Source organism: Bradyrhizobium sp. BR 10261 (assembly GCF_019455395.1).
In the GTDB taxonomy this organism is placed as follows: Bacteria; Pseudomonadota; Alphaproteobacteria; order Rhizobiales; family Xanthobacteraceae; genus Bradyrhizobium; species Bradyrhizobium manausense.
In genome coordinates this window covers 1-15,610 of record NZ_JACOFQ010000017.1, presented here as the reverse complement: position 1 = coordinate 15,610, position 15,610 = coordinate 1, and the positions used below count along the sequence as shown (strand labels likewise).

The following is a 15,610-nucleotide window of genomic DNA, read 5'->3' as shown; positions in this document are numbered from 1 at the left end:
CAGAATTACGTGAGGCTGGAACTCCACGTCCCGCATTTTTTTGGGGCCGCGTTTGCGTTCACGGTCTGGACTCTTACCGGTGGAGTCGCGGTGGGGGTATTGTCGTTTGATTCGCGCGCGACGGGGGTCGCCGCGAGGTCAATTCGTGCGGTCTTGGGGCAACTATGTCAGGCGTGATCGTGTCGATGCGTCGGACGCTGCTGTCGTGCTCCTCCTTGGTGCGCAACAGCCTATTCGGAGGCGCTCTCGCAGCGCTGCTGCCGGCTGAGCCGGCTGATGCCGCCGACCTTGTCGACACACTCTCGATATTGCTGGATTTCAACCGGCAGGAGCTTGCGGTGCTGGCCACTGCGCTCGCTCTGCTCGGCTTCTCGGTCGTGGCCGCGATCCTCTTGATGCGGACCCGCGTGCGCACCGCCAAGAACGAGGCGGCGCTGCTTGAACGGATCCGGGAACTTCAGTTGCAGACCGACCGCTTCGGCGCGCTGCTGTTCGCCGAGCCGCAGATCCTGATCTCGTGGCCGGCCGGCGATGATCGCGCGCAGATCTCGGGCGACATCTCCATGGTGCTGCCGCGCGATTCGTCGCCGCAGCGCGTGCTCGCCTTTGGAACCTGGCTGCCGCCGGAACCGGCGCTGCAAATGGATCACGCCGTCGACGGCTTGCGCGAACGCGGCGACGGCTTCCAGCTGACGCTGACCACCGCCAACGGCCACACGCTGGAAGCGATCGGCCGCGCCATCGGCGGCCAGGCCATCGTCCGGATTCGCGAGCTCTCCGGCCTGCGGCGCGATCTCGCCGAGACCCATCTGCGCTACCAGGCGCTCTCGGACGAGACCGAGATGCTGCGCGGCTTCGCCGCCGCCGCGCCATGGCCGATCTGGGCCAAGGGCGAGAACGGCGCGTTGACCTTCGCCAACCCGGCCTATGTACGCGCGACGGAAGCGACCAGCATCGCGGACGCCCAGGACCGCAAGCTCGAGCTGCTCGACAGCGCCGACCGCACCGCCATGGAGCGCAGCCTGAAGGACAGCGCTCAGTTCACCTCGCGGCTGCCGATCGTGATCGGCGGCGAGCGGCGCATGTACGACGTGCGCTCCGTCAATGTCGGCCACGGCAGTGTCGGTGTCGCGATCGATGCGAGCGAAGCCGATGCCTTGAGCGCCGCGCTGGTGCGGATGGCGGAGGCGCATCGCCGCACGCTCGACCAGCTCTCGTCAGGCGTTGCCGTGTTCGACGGCCAGCGGCGCCTTGCCTTCTACAACGATTCCTACCGGCGGCTGTGGGACCTCGACCGCAACTTCCTCGACGCCCACCCAGACGATTCCAGTGTGCTCGACCAGCTCCGCGCCGCGCGCAAATTACAGGAGCAGCCTGATTTCCGCGCCTGGAAGGCCAAGCTGCACGAGGCCTATCGCGCGGTCGAGACCGCGAAGGACACCTGGTACCTGCCCGACGGCCGCGCGCTCTCGGTCGTCACCACGCCGAACCCCGAAGGCGGCGTCACCTACCTCTTCGACGACGTCACCGAGAGCCTCGAGCTCGCCCGCCGCTTCGACGGCATGATCCGGGTGCAGCGCGAGACGCTGGACAGCCTCGCCGAGGGCGTCGCCGTGTTCGGCAGCAACGGCAAGGCGCAGCTGTTCAATCCGGCTTTCCTGCGGATGTGGAAGCTCTCCAACGATGCCATGCGCGAGGAGCCGCATATTCAGACCGTCGAGGGCTGGTGCCATCAGCTGTTCGACGACCCCGTGGTGTGGCGGCAGATCCGCGAGGCCATCACCTCGATCGAGAACCGTGGCGACGTGCCGATCAAGCTGGAGCGCAAGGACGGCAGCGTGCTCGACGGCATGATCCGTCCGCTGCATGACGGCGCGACCATGCTGACCTTCCTCGACATCACCGACACCGAGAATGTCGAGCGCGCACTGCGCGAGCGCAACGAGGCGCTGGAGGCCGCCGACCAGATGAAGGTGGATTTCGTCCACCACGTCTCCTACGAGCTGCGCTCGCCGCTCACCACCATCATCGGCTTCGCGCATTTCCTCAGCGATCCCTCGACCGGGCCGCTGACGCCGAAGCAGGCCGAATATCTCGACTACGTCACCAAATCGACCAATGCGCTGCTGGCGCTGACCAACAACATTCTCGATCTCGCCACCATCGACGCCGGCGCTATGAAGCTGGAGCTTGGCCCGGTCGACGTCAGCAAGACCATCGAGCTGGCCGCCGAAGGTATCCAGGACCGGCTCGCCACCGACCGAATCCGCCTCAAGGTCGAGATCGCGCCCGATGTCGGCAGCTTCATCGGCGACGAGAAGCGCGTGGTGCAGGTGCTCTATAACCTCCTTGCCAACGCCGTCGGCTTCTCGCCGCAGGATTCCACCGTCGGGATCAGCGCGCGACGCACCGAGCGCAGCGTCGTCTTCATTGTGACAGATTCCGGACCTGGAATACCCGCCGACATGAGGGACAAGGTATTCAACTGGTTCGAAAGCCGCTCGCAGGGCTCGCGTCATCGGGGCGCCGGGCTCGGCCTGTCGCTGGTGCGCTCCTTCGTCGAGCTGCATGGCGGCAAGGTGCAGGTGGATTCGGCCGTCGGCAAAGGGACGGTCGTCACTTGCGACTTCCCGACCGACCAGGCGGCGCATCGCGACGCCGCCGAATGAGCGAACCCGCCAAACTCTCCGTCGCGCTCCACAACGAGACGGCGACCGCGCAATTGATGGCCGACCTCGCGCTGCTGGTCGGCCCCGGCGACACCATCACGCTGACAGGCGATCTCGGCGCCGGCAAGACGGCCGCGGCCCGCAGCCTGATCCGTTACCTCGCCGACGACGACGCGCTGGAAGTGCCGAGCCCGACCTTCACGCTGGTGCAGGGTTACGAGCTGCCGGCCTTTGCGGTGATGCATGCCGACCTCTACCGCGTCGAGGACGAGAGCGAGCTCGAGGAGATCGGGCTGTCGCCGCTCCCCGATGCGACGCTGGTGCTGATCGAATGGCCCGAGCGTGCGCCATCGGCGATGCCTGAAGACCGCATCGACATCGCGCTGACGCATCGCCCGGCGCTGGGCTCGAATGCGCGCGCCGCCGACATCACCGGCTATGGCAAGAGCGCGGCCATTGTTGCGCGACTGAGGACGCTGCGCGAATTCCTCGACGCCTCAGGCTATCTCGCCGCGACGCGCAAGCGCATGCCGGGCGACGCCTCGACCCGCTCCTATGCGCGCCTGATCCGCGACGACCGCGCCGTCATCCTGATGAACTCCCCGCAGCGCCCCGATGGTGCCGCGATCTACAATGGAAAATCCTACAGCGCCGCGGTGCATCTGGCCGAGAACATCAAGCCGTTCGTCGCCATCGACGAAGGCCTGCGCGCGGCAGGCATCTCGGCGCCGAAAATCCACCATTGCGATCTCGAGCACGGCTTTCTGATCTCGGAGGATTTCGGCAGGGAAGGCGTGATCGAAGGCAATCCGCCGCGGCCGATTGCCGAACGCTATGAAGCCGCGACCGACGTGCTGGCCGTGCTCCACAGCAAGACACTGCCGGAGACGCTGCCGCTGGACGGGCAGACCTATACCATTCCCGCCTGGGACACCGACGCGCTGCTGATCGAGATCGGCTTGATGCCGGAATGGTATCTGCCCGATCGCAACGCGCCGCTGAGCCGTGAGAAGCGCGCGGAATTCTTTGCGATGTGGCGCGAGCTCCTGAAGAAGCCGCTGGCCGCGCCAAAGACCTGGATCATCCGCGACTACCACTCGCCCAATCTGATCTGGCTGGCGGATCGTGCCGGCATGGCACGCGTCGGCGTGATCGACTTCCAGGATACCGTGCTCGGGCCGCACGCCTATGACGTGGTGTCGCTGCTTCAGGACGCCCGCATCGATGTGCCCGAGAGCCTGGAGCTGACGCTGCTGTCGCGCTACATCAAGGCGCGCCGCAAGGATGATGCGAGCTTCGATGCGGCCAGCTTTGCCGAGCTCTATGCGATCATGTCGGCGCAACGCAACACACGCCTGCTCGGCACCTTCGCCCGGCTCAACCGCCGCGACGGCAAGCCGCACTATCTGCGCCACCAGCCGCGGATCTGGACCTATCTCCAGCGCTCGCTCGCACATCCCGCGCTGGAGCATTTGCGCGACTGGTATCTCGCCAACGTGCCGCCGCCGCAACGACCGCCTGAAGCCTGAGCCGGAACCGGTTTACCGGCTGTTAGCCATCACACCGGTATCATCGCCCCCGGGCAGCCGGACAAATACCGGGCTGGAGCTTGAGGCAGATGGCGGTCAAGGCGGATCATCGCGGGAACAACAGGGTTGTTTTCGAACGCGGGATTTCGGCCCAGATGATGGGCATTGACGGCACCTGGCGGCGTGAATGCACCGTGGAGGACGTCTCCGACAGCGGCGCCAAGCTGACCATCGACGGCTCGGTCGAAGGCCTGCATCTGAAGGAATTCTTTCTGCTGCTGTCGTCGACGGGACTTGCGTACCGGCGCTGCGAACTGGCCTGGGTGAATGGCGACCAGATCGGCGTCAATTTCCTGAAAGTCGGCGACAAGAGGAAAAAGGCGCGTTCCACAGCCGTCGGGGCGTGACGGCAACACACGTCGCACAACCGTCACGCCGGCCGGCTAAGGCCGTCGAGATGCGGTGCGGCCGTGTCAGGTCCGTGCTAGGTTTCCTGCAAACGCGAATTTGAGGTTCGAGAAAGTCAGGCATGTCCGTCAAACCGACCAAAGCCATGGTGCTCGCCGCTGGGTTCGGCCTGCGCATGCGTCCACTGACGGACACGATGCCAAAGCCGATGGTGCCGGTGGCCGGCCAGCCGCTGCTCGACCACGTGCTCGACAAGCTTGCCCAGGCCGGCGTCACCGACGCGGTCGTCAACGTGCACTATCTGCCCGACCAGATCATCGAGCACACCAGGGCACGCCAGCATCCGCGCGTGACCATCTCGGACGAGCGCGACCAGGTGCTCGGCACCGGCGGCGGCGTGGTCAAGGCGCTGCCGTTGCTCGGCGATGCGCCGTTCTTCCACGTCAATTCCGACACGCTGTGGATCGATGGCGTGCGCTCCAACCTGACGCGGCTCGCGGAAAACTTCGATCCTGCCAGCATGGACATCCTGCTGCTGATGGCGCCGACCGCGACCAGCATCGGCTATAGCGGCCGCGGCGATTACGGCATGCTGCCCGACGGCGCCCTGCGCAAGCGCAAGGAAAAAGAGATCGTCCCGTTCGTCTATGCGGGCGCGGCGATCCTGTCGCCGAAGATCTTCGAGGCCGCGCCGCAGGGCGAGTTCTCGCTGACAAGGATGTTCGACCGCGCCAATGAGCAGGAGCGCCTGTTCGGCCTGCGCCTCGACGGCGTCTGGATGCATGTCGGCACGCCCGATGCGGTGCACGCGGCGGAAGAGGCGTTTCTGGAGAGCGTGGCGTAAGGGCCACCACGAGCACGGCGCCGTAGGGTGGGTTAGCTTGCGGTCGCGCGAAGCGCGATCCGCGGGCGTAACCCACCACTTTGGTTTCCGCGGCAGCAGAAGTGGTGGGTTACGCCAGCGGACTGCGCTTCGCGCAGCCGCCGTCTAACCCACCCTACGAAACCGTCCTAGCCTCACAAACAGCGGGGACGATTTCGCCCCCACCCATGACCATTCGAGCCCGCCTCCCTATATTGCCTGATCGTTCGAATCAGGCAGCTCATGCGCGTTTTTAGCGTCCCCCTCTCAGTTCCGTTCCTGCGCACCATCGTCTCTGCCCTGCTCGATGGCAGGCTGGTCGACGGATTCGAGGCGCGCAAGGAACCGGCGCGGCTGGCGGACGCCACGCTGTACCTGCCGACACGGCGCGCCATGCGCGTGGTCCGCGAGATCTTTCTCGACGAGATGAAGGCCGACGCCGTGGTGTTGCCGCGTATCGTCGCGCTCGGCGACATCGACGAGGACGAGCTCGCTTTCGCTGACGAAGCCGACCAGTTTTCCGGCACGACGCCGCTCGAGATTCCGCCGCGGCTCGGCGAGCTCGAGCGGCGGCTGACCCTGGCGCAGCTGGTCGCCGCCTGGGCCAAGGGCCCGGTGTTGGCGCCGCTGGTGGTCGGCGGCCCCGCTTCCACCCTGGCGCTGGCCGGCGACCTCGCACGCCTGATCGACGACATGGTGACGCGCGGCGTCGACTGGAGTGCGCTCGACGGGCTCGTGCCTGACATGCTCGATCGCTACTGGCAGCACTCGCTCGACTTCTTGCGCATCGCGCGCATCGCCTGGCCGCAACATCTCGCCGAGATCAACCGCATCGAGCCCGCCGCGCGGCGCGATCTCTTGATCGCGGCCGAAGCCAAGCGGCTGACCGCGCATCCCCGCGGTCCCGTGATCGCAGCAGGCTCGACCGGCTCGATGCCGGCCACCGCGAAATTCCTCCATGCCGTCGCTTCGCTGCCCCATGGCGCCGTGGTGCTGCCGGGGCTCGACACCGATCTCGATGAGGAAGCCTGGCGCAGCATCGGCGGCAGCAGGGACCTGCTGGGCATCACCGAGACTCCCACCTCGAACCATCCGCAATATGCGATGCATGCGCTGCTCCAGCGCTTCGGCATCAAGCGCAGCGATGTCGAGATTCTGCAGCCGCCGGCGAAAAGCGGCCGTGACCTGCTCGCATCGGAATCGATGCGGCCATCCGCCAAGACGGAAGTCTGGCATGACCGGCTGAAGCAGCCTGACGTCGCCGCCAAGATCGCCGGCGGCATGAAGAACCTCGCCGTCGTCGCGGCGCCCAATCCGGAAATGGAAGCGCTCGCCATTGCAATTGCGATGCGCGAGGCGCGGCATCTCGGCAAATCGGCGGCGCTGGTGACACCGGATCGCGCGCTGGCGCGGCGGGTGATGGCGGCGCTGACGCGTTGGGATCTCGCCTTCGATGATTCCGGCGGCGACGTGTTGATGGAGACCGCAGCCGGCGTCTTCGCCCGCTTTGTGGCGGAGGTCGCGACCAGGGGATTGGAGCCGCCGACGCTGCTGGCGATGCTGAAACACCCGCTGTGCCGGCTCGGCCGCACGCCCGGCGCATGGAAGGCGGCGATCGAGGGGCTGGAGCTCGCAGTCCTGCGCGGCACGCGTCCGCCGGCGGGGACGGGCGGCCTGCTGCGCGAGTTCAGCCGCTTTCGCGAGGAGCTGGCAAAGCTCTGGCGCCATGACGTCTCCGCGCTGCACGCCGCCGAGCCGCGCGCGCGTCTCAAGGCAGAAGATCTCGATCGCATCCAGGCGCTGATCGACGCGCTCCGACAAGCCTTGGCGCCGATCGAGAGCCTCGCATCGTCAAAACCGTTCGACTTCGCCGAGCTGGCGCATCGCCATCGCGAGATCCTGATCGAGCTGTCGCGCGACGAGCAGGGCGTTCCACTTGCGTTCGAGGAGCGCGAGGGCCTTGCGCTCGCCAGCGCGTTCGACGATCTCCTGCGCGGCGGCACCAGCAGCGGATTGATGGTGCAGCTAGCGGACTATGCCGATGTGTTCCAGACCGCGTTCAGCGATCGCGCGGTGCGACGGCGCGACCAGCCCGGCGCGCGCCTTCAGATCTACGGCCCGCTGGAATCGCGCCTGATGCAGGCCGACCGCGTCATCATCGGCGGCCTGATCGAAGGCGTCTGGCCGCCGGCGCCGCGGATCGATCCCTGGCTGAGCCGACCGATGCGGCACGAGCTCGGTCTCGATCTGCCGGAGCGCCGTATCGGCCTCTCCGCGCATGATTTCGCGCAGCTGCTCGGCGGCGACGAGGTGATCCTCACCCATTCCGCCAAAGCCGGCGGCGCGCCGGCCGTCGCCTCGCGCTTCCTGCACCGGCTGGAAGCTGTTGCGGGCGACGAGCTCTGGAAGGTGGCGGTTCGCACCGGCGAAAAATACGTGCAGCTCGCGGGCGCGCTGGACCAGCCCGCCGAGGTCAGGCCGGTCAAGCAGCCCGAGCCGCGACCGCCGCGCGCGACGCGGCCGCTGAAGATGTCGGTCACCGCGATCGAGGACTGGCTGCGCGATCCCTACACGATCTACGCCAAATACATCCTGAAGCTCGACACGCTCGATCCCGTCGACATGCCGCTGTCGGCAGCTGATCGCGGCTCGGCCATTCACGATGCAATCGGCGAGTTCACCGAGACTTACGCCAGGCATCTGCCCGACGATCCCGCCCGCGTGTTGCGCGCGATCGGTGAGAAGCATTTCGCCCTGCTGATGGAGCGGCCCGAGGCGCGCGCGCTGTGGTGGCCGCGCTTCCAGCGCATCGCGCAATGGTTCGGCGAATGGGAGACGGCGCGGCGCGATGCGATCGAGGCGATCACGGCCGAGACCCGCGGCGAGATCTCGATCCGGCTCGATCATCAGCGCAGCTTCATTCTCTCCGCCCGCGCCGACCGCATCGAGCGGCGCCGCGGCGGTGGCTACGCCATCCTCGACTACAAGACCGGTCAGCCACCGACCGGCAAGCAGGTCCGCATGGGCCTGTCGCCACAGCTGACGCTGGAAGCCGCCATCCTGCGCGAGGGCGGTTTCCCCGACATCGACGCCGGCGCATCGGTGAGCCAGCTCGTCTACGTCCGCCTCAGCGGCAACAACCCGCCGGGCGAGGAGCGCATCCTCGAGCTCAAATACAAGCCCGGTGACGAGCCGCAGCCGCCGGACACCGCGGCCGCGGAAGCGCGCGCCAAGCTGGAAGCGCTGATCCGCGCCTTCGACGACGAGAACCAGCCTTACACCTCGCTGAACCTGCCGATGTGGACCAACCGCTACGGCGCCTATGACAATCTCGCCCGGATCAAGGAATGGTCCGCGGCCGGCGGTCTGGGGATCGAGGAATGGTGAAGCTTCCGCGCCCGATCCCGGACGAGGTGCGTGCACGGCAGGCGCGTGCGTCGGACCCGACCGCGTCGGCTTTCGTGTCGGCCAATGCCGGCTCGGGCAAGACGCATGTGCTGGTGCAGCGCGTGATCCGCCTTTTGCTGTCGGGCGTACCGCCGGAAAAGATCCTCTGCATCACCTTCACCAAGGCGGCCGCCGCCAACATGGCCGAGCGCGTGTTCACCACGCTGGGACATTGGGTGACGCTCGATGATGCCGGGCTCGACGCTGCGATCCGCGCCATCGGCATCCCGCATCCCAGCGCAAAGCTGCGGCGCGAGGCACGAAAGCTGTTCGCCTGCGCGCTGGAGACGCCGGGCGGATTGAAGGTGCAGACCATCCACGCGCTCTGCACCCGCCTGCTCCAGCAGTTCCCGTTCGAAGCCAACGTGCCGGCGCGATTCGCCGTGATGGATGACCGCGATCAGAACGACATGATGGAGCGCGCCAATCTGAAGGTATTCCTGGAGGCCGCGCGCGATCCTGACAGCGTCACCGGCCGCGCGCTGCTGACCGCGATGGCGAGCGCCGCCGACGTCACCTTCAAGGAGGTCGTGCGCGAGGCGTGCCTCAGCCGCGACCATTTCATGGCCTGGACCGATGAGGCCGGCAACGCCGCCGTTGCAGCCGAGCAGATGGCGACCGTATTGGGCGTCGACGCGAGTGACCGCGTCGAGGATGTCGAGACCGAGATTCTCGACGGCCCATACCTGCCGCGCTCCCGCTGGGATGAGATAGCCCTTGTGCTAGATAACGGGAACAAGACCGAAAAAGCCCATTCCGATTGCTTGCGAAATGCGAAGGCCTTCTCGGGAAGTGATCAAGTCGATACTTATCTCGGAGTGTTCCTTACCGATGATAAGAAGCAACCGCGCAAAGCGTTATTTACAAAGCAGTTTTGCAAGGACTATCCAGCCGTCGCTGATCTTCTGGAGAAAGAGGCGCAGCGTCTCGAGGCTCTGATAGATAAGCGCCGTGCAGTGGTCGTACGCGACCGCACCGCGGCTCTTCTGCATATCGCGACCGCAGCCGCTGCGAACTACCGCCGCGAGAAGCTTGAGCGCGGCCTGCTCGACTATGACGACCTCATCGACAAGACGCTGGCGATGCTCGACCGCATCTCCTCGGGCTGGGTGCATTACAAGCTCGACCGCGGCGTCGATCACGTGCTGATCGACGAGGCGCAGGATACCAGCCCGCGGCAATGGGACATCGTCGCGCATATCATTTCGGAATTCACGGCCGGCGAAGGCGCGCGCGAGGGATTGAACCGCACGGTCTTCGCCGTCGGCGACGAGAAGCAGTCGATCTTCTCGTTCCAGGGCGCAGCCCCGCACGAGTTCGATGCGCGCCGGCGCGAGCTGCACCGCAAATTCACCGCGGCCGGGCTGAAATTCGATCCCGTGGCTTTCACCTATTCGTTCCGCTCGGGCGCCGCGATCCTGCATTCGGTCGACCACGTCTTCCGCGATCCCGCGATCTACAAGAGCATCCATTCGGTCGAGATCGGCCATCCCCTGCACAACGCGCTGGCCGATGCCGGCCCGAGCGTGATCGAGCTCTGGGATCTCGCCGAAGCCGACGACCGGCAGGAGATCGAGGGATGGCGCGCGCCGTTCGACGGCGTCGCCGTGACCAGCCCCGAGGTCAAGCTCGCCCGGCGCATCCAGGCCGAGATCAAGCGGCTGGTCGAGAGCGGCACGCTCACGGGTCATGAAGGCGAGCGACGCCCCTTGCGCTATGGCGACGTGCTGATCCTGGTGCGCCGACGCGGCAATGCGTTCGACGCCGTGATCCAGGCACTGAAGCACGCCGGCGTCCCCGTTGCCGGCGCCGACCGCCTCAAGCTGACCGAGCACATCGCCATCATCGATCTGATGAACCTTGCGGACGCGCTGCTGCTGCCGCAGGACGACCTTGCGCTGGCGGTGGCGCTCAAGAGCCCGCTGTTCGGGCTCGATGACGACGACCTGTTCGTGCTTGCGCATGACCGCAAGGGATCGCTGCGCAGCGCCCTCGGCGAGCGTGCGGCTGGAAGCGAGAAGTTTGCGACCGTGTTGCGGCGCCTGGAAGCCTGCGAGATCCGGGCCCGCGAGGAAACGCCGTTTGCCTTCTATGCCTGGCTGCTCGGCGGCGACGGCGGCCGCGCGCGGATCCTGCGGCGGCTCGGTCACGAAGCCAATGACGCGCTCGACGAGTTTCTGGAGCTGGCGCTGAATTGCGAGCGCAAGGCACCTGCCTCGCTGCAGGGTTTTATGGCCTGGCTGCGCTCAGCCGACACTGAAGTGAAGCGCGACATGGAAATCACCCGCGACGAAGTCCGGGTGATGACGGTGCACGGCGCCAAGGGCCTCGAGGCCTCGGTCGTGTTCATGGTCGACACCACGTCGTCACCCGCGGACTCGCAGCGGGTGCGGCTTATCAACGTGCCACGCGGCAATGGCGGCGAGGTCGTGGTCTGGGCTGGGCGCAAGGCCGACGATCCAAGACCTGTCGCCGAGGCGCGCAAGGCGATGCTGGAGGAGACCGAGGACGAATATCGCCGCCTGCTCTATGTCGCGATGACGCGCGCGGCCGACCGCCTAATCGTCGGCGGCTGCATGCCCGGCAACATGAGGACCGTCCGCAAGCTGAGCTGGTACGATCTGATCGACACCGGTCTCTCAGGCTCGGGCCTGGCGAAAGAAACGATCGAGACACCGCTCGGAAAGGTGACCCGATTCGCCCGTCCCGGGGATGTGGCGGCGCTGGGCACACCGGCGAGCTCAGTCGATCAGACGATCACGCTGCCGGACTGGCTGCGGACGCCGGCACTGCGCGAGATGATGGAGGACGATCCATTGCGCCCCTCCGGCCAGCAGGCCGAGGAAGGCCGCCGCGTGCGATCAGGCGAATCCGTGCAATCGCGCGCTCTTGCATTGCAGCGCGGCACGCTGGTGCACCGGCTGCTGCAATCCCTGCCCGATATCGCCACCGAGCGCCGGCGCGAGGCCGCGCTCGGTTTCATGGCGCGTAACGCCGCTGATTGGACCGAGGCCGATCGGGTCGCGCTGGCCGACAAGGTGCTCGCCTTGATCGCCGAGCCGCGCTTCGCACCGGTCTTTGCCGCCGGGAGCCGGGCGGAGGTCGCCATCGTCGGACGGCTGGAACGGCCGGGCGGGCCGCCGGCGCTGGTATCGGGGCAGATCGACCGCCTGGTGGTGACGCCATCAGAGGTTTTGATCGTCGATTTCAAGACCAACCAGACGGCGCCCAGGAGCGCTGCCGAGGCGCCCGCCGCCTATGTCAGGCAGCTCGCGCTCTACCGGGCGGTGCTTTCCAGGCTTTATCCCCAAAAGCCCGTCCGCGCCGTGCTGCTCTGGACCGAGGCCCTTGAATATATGGAGCTTTCAGCCCCCGCGCTGGACGCGGCGCTGGCATCCCTTCATCTCGGCGTGAGCATCCTTGACCCGGCAAGGGGCCGTTCATAGGTTGAGACCATGATCTCCGGCGCGATTCCAGGTCGCGCCGATTCTCTTTCAACCGAGTGAGGTACTCCAATGGCCGTTGGCAAGGTTTCTGACACCGATTTCGAAGCCGAAGTGCTCAAGGCGAACGGCCCCGTCGTCGTCGATTTCTGGGCCGAGTGGTGCGGCCCCTGCCGCATGATCGCCCCCGCCCTCGACGAGATCGCCGGCGCGATGGGCGACAAGGTCAAGATCGTGAAGCTCAATGTCGACGAGAGCCCGAAGACCGCGTCGAAATATGGCGTGATGTCGATCCCGACCCTGATGATCTTCAAGGGCGGCGAGATGGCCTCCCGTCAGGTCGGCGCCGCACCGAAGGCGAAGCTGCAGCAGTGGATCACCTCCGCGGTCTGATCCACGTCGTATAAGAGTTCTGCAACGGCCGGCGAACAGCCGGCCGTTTTGTTTTGCTCGTAGCCCGGATGGAGCCACCGGATCGGCGCGACGCGCCGTCCCGGTGGCTCCATCCGGGCTACTCATCAACGCGCTCATTGCCCTCGACGAGCGACTGAAACATCGCAACCAGCCGCTTGGTATCGGACGCGAGCGGCTTGAAGAACGCGGCGTCGGCGTCCTCGACGGCCACGACGGCTTTCCGCGCGAGATCACGCCCCGCTCTGGTGACGGTGATCGCCTTGGCGCGCGGGTCCTGAGGATGATCGATCCGCTCGATCAACCCTGCAGCTTCCAGCGCGCGCAACACTTGCGACGTGGTCATCGGATCGATGCCACTGAGCTGAGAGAGCCGCGCCTGGGTCAGCGTTTCCTCGGCGCCAAACCAGGTTGCCGTCGCCAGCAGCACGAATTGGGAATGCGTGAGCTCGTAAGGCTGAAGCGCCACCCGCAACCGGCGTTGCCAGGCGTTCGAGATCTTCCAGAGCAGGAAGCCCGGGCTTTCGGCGGGCCCGGACAATCGGGTCGGAAGCGGCGGCTTGGTCATCGTGTCCCTTCAGCCAGCTTGGCAAGGCTCGCCAGCACCTCCGGGAAATCGGCGGAAACAGCCGGGCCGATTTCGGCAGCCTGCGGCCCGCGGGCGTCGACCGCGTAAACGATGCGCGTCCGTCCGGGTCCAAGCGGCTCGATGCGATGGGCGACAAGGATGGCGAGGTCGCCGACCCGCGTTTCATCGACGAAGCAGACATTTTCGCGCACTTCGACCAGTTGCGAGCACAGCGCTTCCTCGCCGGGCGGCTTCATGGTGAACCAGGTGCCTGATGCAAACGGCCCGTCGATGGCGATCTGCTCGATGCCGGCGTTCCAGTTCTTCCAGGCGGGGACGTCGCGAAAGATGCCCCAGATCGCCTCCGGAGAGGCCGTGGTCTCGATGGCGCATTCCGTCTGCCAGGTGTTTTCGATGCGCACGATGCGGCCTCCTTTTTAATATGCGCGCTTATAATAAGCGCACATATCATCTTGTCAAGGCACCTGGCAGGAGCAAATTTACGGGCCCCGCGTTGAAGCGCATGTCCTCAGTCAAAGAGCGTTCGCCGTGCCCTCTCCTCGCCGCGCAACCCGCCGAAAGCCCGCCCGGCTGACCGCCATGGAGGCGCGTTCGGTCGATGCCATCCCGCGCGGCGGGGAGTGGCAGTACGAGCCGAAATGGGATGGCTTCCGCTGCCTGCTGTCGCGCGACGGCAGCAACGTTGATCTGCGCTCGAAATCCGGCGAGGACCTCGCGCGCTATTTTCCCGAGATCGTCGCCGCCGCGCTGGAGCTGAAGGCGGATCGGTTCACGCTCGACGGCGAGATCGTGGTGCCGCAAGGCAAAGGCTTTTCCTTCGATGCGCTGCTGCAGCGGATTCATCCTGCCGCAAGCCGGGTGAAGAAACTGTCGGAGGAAACACCGGCGCTGTATCTCGTGTTCGACCTGCTGGCGACGGCGAACAAAAGGGAGCTTGCCGATGCGCCGCTCACCGAGCGCCGGCCGGCGCTGGAGGCCTTTGCGAGGGCCAACCTGAAAGGCGGTTTCTTCCGCCTCTCTCCTTTCACGATGAGCTACGCGACGGCCAAAAAATGGCTGGCGCAATCCGGCGGCGGTTCGGATGGTGTGATCGCCAAGCGCATTGAGCTGCCCTATCAGGCCGGAAATCGCGAGGGCATGCAGAAGATCAAGAAGTTTCGTAGCGCCGATTGCGTGGTCGGAGGCTTCCGCTATGCGACCAACAAGATCGCGGGCCGGAAGGTCGTGGGCTCGCTGCTGCTCGGGCTCTACGACGACAAGGGCCTGCTGCACCATGTCGGCTTCACGTCAGCGATCAAGGCCGATGAGAAGCCCGCCCTGACCGACCGGCTGGAAGCGCTGATCGGCGAGCCCGGCTTCACCGGTAACGCACCCGGCGGGCCAAGCCGATGGTCGACCGAGCGCTCGGCCAAATGGTGCCCGCTCAAGCCGAAGCTGGTGATCGAGATCTGCTACGACCATTTCAGCGGCGAGCGCTTTCGCCACGGCACCTCGATCCTGCGCTGGCGCCCCGACAAGGCGCCCCGGCAGTGTACCTTCGAGCAGTTGAAGCAGAAGGCGGCCGATCCGATGAAGCTGCTGAAGTGAGGTTGATCGTAGCCCATCAGAGCTACGGGCGTCTATTTGATCCACCCCGTCGCCAGTGCGTTCGCCAGCTCGGGCTGATTGTTGCGGCGGGCGAGTGCGGCCATCGCTTCATGGTCATAGGCGATGTGGCAGAACGTCACCTGCCAGGCACCATCAACGAGTTCGAGAATTGCATAGCGCGCGTGCGGGGTGCCGGCTTCGACGACATGCGGGAACGGATGTACGTCGCGATAGCCGGGGCTGCCGACGCTGCCGGGATTGACGATCAGCCTGCTGTCGCGAAGCCGCACGGCGCGCGCGAGATGGGTATGGGCGCAGAGGATCAGCGATTGCGTGATGCCTTGCGCGAACTGCTCGATGCGATCGAGCGGCGACAGCGCGACGGTGCCATCGGGGTGCACGGTGTCGAGCCAATAGATTTCATCATTCTCGGGCGTTGCGTGGCAGAGGAAAACCTGATCCCGAAACACGCGCGTCATCGGTTGCGCGCGCAGCCAATCGAGCTGGGCGGCATTGAGCTGCGCATGCGCAGGACGATCCCACGAGCCCATCTTCTCCGGGGGCCGGTCGAGCAAATAGCGGTCATGATTGCCGAGCACATGCACGGCATCGATCTCCATCAGGATCTCGATGGTCCTGACAGCATCGAGCGGGCCGCTCAGCAT

The 15,610-nt window shown here is 66.0% G+C and carries 11 protein-coding genes; 8 read left to right on the top strand and 3 right to left on the bottom strand.

Going from position 1 to position 15,610, the window contains the following annotated elements:
- The first annotated feature begins 164 nt into the window (after positions 1-164).
- The 7 genes from HYH07_RS20455 (at position 165) to trxA (ending at position 12,751) form a co-directional block, all read left to right on the top strand.
- On the top strand, positions 165-2,669 hold the full coding sequence (locus HYH07_RS20455) for a PAS domain-containing sensor histidine kinase (protein WP_220004191.1): 2,505 nt from the start codon (positions 165-167) through the stop codon (positions 2,667-2,669).
- A complete protein-coding gene (gene tsaE / locus HYH07_RS20450) occupies positions 2,666-4,198 on the top strand; it encodes a tRNA (adenosine(37)-N6)-threonylcarbamoyltransferase complex ATPase subunit type 1 TsaE (RefSeq protein ID WP_220004190.1) in 1,533 nt (510 codons plus the stop codon). The genes HYH07_RS20455 and tsaE overlap by 4 nt, the downstream gene beginning before the upstream one ends.
- A gap of 89 nt (positions 4,199-4,287) precedes the next feature.
- Positions 4,288-4,605, top strand: coding sequence for a PilZ domain-containing protein (locus tag HYH07_RS20445; protein WP_220004189.1), 318 nt, complete (start codon positions 4,288-4,290; stop codon positions 4,603-4,605).
- Between the two features lie 122 nt (positions 4,606-4,727).
- A complete protein-coding gene (locus HYH07_RS20440) occupies positions 4,728-5,450 on the top strand; it encodes a nucleotidyltransferase family protein (protein ID WP_220004188.1) in 723 nt (240 codons plus the stop codon).
- Positions 5,451-5,711: 261 nt separating this feature from the next.
- Positions 5,712-8,855, top strand: coding sequence for a double-strand break repair protein AddB (gene addB, locus HYH07_RS20435; RefSeq protein WP_220004187.1), 3,144 nt, complete (start codon positions 5,712-5,714; stop codon positions 8,853-8,855).
- Positions 8,849-12,361, top strand: a complete 3,513-nt coding sequence (addA, locus tag HYH07_RS20430; RefSeq protein ID WP_220004186.1) for a double-strand break repair helicase AddA — start codon at positions 8,849-8,851, stop codon at positions 12,359-12,361. The genes addB and addA overlap by 7 nt, the downstream gene beginning before the upstream one ends.
- A 69-nt stretch (positions 12,362-12,430) precedes the next feature.
- Entirely contained in the window at positions 12,431-12,751 is a 321-nt protein-coding gene (trxA, locus tag HYH07_RS20425) for a thioredoxin (protein WP_007598398.1), read from the top strand.
- A gap of 118 nt (positions 12,752-12,869) precedes the next feature.
- On the opposite strand, the gene HYH07_RS20420 is transcribed toward trxA, so the two are convergent.
- Entirely contained in the window at positions 12,870-13,337 is a 468-nt protein-coding gene (locus HYH07_RS20420) for a MarR family winged helix-turn-helix transcriptional regulator (RefSeq protein WP_220004185.1), read from the bottom strand.
- On the bottom strand, positions 13,334-13,759 hold the full coding sequence (locus tag HYH07_RS20415) for an SRPBCC family protein (protein WP_220004184.1): 426 nt from the start codon (positions 13,757-13,759) through the stop codon (positions 13,334-13,336). The genes HYH07_RS20420 and HYH07_RS20415 overlap by 4 nt, the downstream gene beginning before the upstream one ends.
- Before the next feature lie 178 nt (positions 13,760-13,937).
- Between HYH07_RS20415 and HYH07_RS20410 the strand changes: the two genes are divergently transcribed.
- Complete coding sequence (locus HYH07_RS20410) at positions 13,938-14,945, top strand: ATP-dependent DNA ligase (protein ID WP_220004290.1); 1,008 nt, start codon at positions 13,938-13,940, stop codon at positions 14,943-14,945.
- Between the two features lie 32 nt (positions 14,946-14,977).
- Here the strand turns inward: HYH07_RS20410 and HYH07_RS20405 are convergent.
- Positions 14,978-15,610: metallophosphoesterase (locus tag HYH07_RS20405; protein ID WP_220004183.1), on the bottom strand; the 633-nt coding region annotated here is incomplete at its 5' end.

What these genes read in the sequence shown, in the direction of transcription:
- HYH07_RS20420 (WP_220004185.1), bottom strand. Translation starts at nt 13,337, where the DNA reads ATGACCAAGCCGCCGCTTCCGACCCGATTGTCCGGGCCCGCCGAAAGC.
- trxA (WP_007598398.1), top strand. Translation starts at nt 12,431, where the DNA reads ATGGCCGTTGGCAAGGTTTCTGACACCGATTTCGAAGCCGAAGTGCTC.
- HYH07_RS20410 (WP_220004290.1), top strand. Translation starts at nt 13,938, where the DNA reads ATGGAGGCGCGTTCGGTCGATGCCATCCCGCGCGGCGGGGAGTGGCAG.
- HYH07_RS20455 (WP_220004191.1), top strand. Translation starts at nt 165, where the DNA reads ATGTCAGGCGTGATCGTGTCGATGCGTCGGACGCTGCTGTCGTGCTCC.
- addB (WP_220004187.1), top strand. Translation starts at nt 5,712, where the DNA reads ATGCGCGTTTTTAGCGTCCCCCTCTCAGTTCCGTTCCTGCGCACCATC.
- addA (WP_220004186.1), top strand. Translation starts at nt 8,849, where the DNA reads ATGGTGAAGCTTCCGCGCCCGATCCCGGACGAGGTGCGTGCACGGCAG.
- HYH07_RS20440 (WP_220004188.1), top strand. Translation starts at nt 4,728, where the DNA reads ATGTCCGTCAAACCGACCAAAGCCATGGTGCTCGCCGCTGGGTTCGGC.
- HYH07_RS20445 (WP_220004189.1), top strand. Translation starts at nt 4,288, where the DNA reads ATGGCGGTCAAGGCGGATCATCGCGGGAACAACAGGGTTGTTTTCGAA.
- tsaE (WP_220004190.1), top strand. Translation starts at nt 2,666, where the DNA reads ATGAGCGAACCCGCCAAACTCTCCGTCGCGCTCCACAACGAGACGGCG.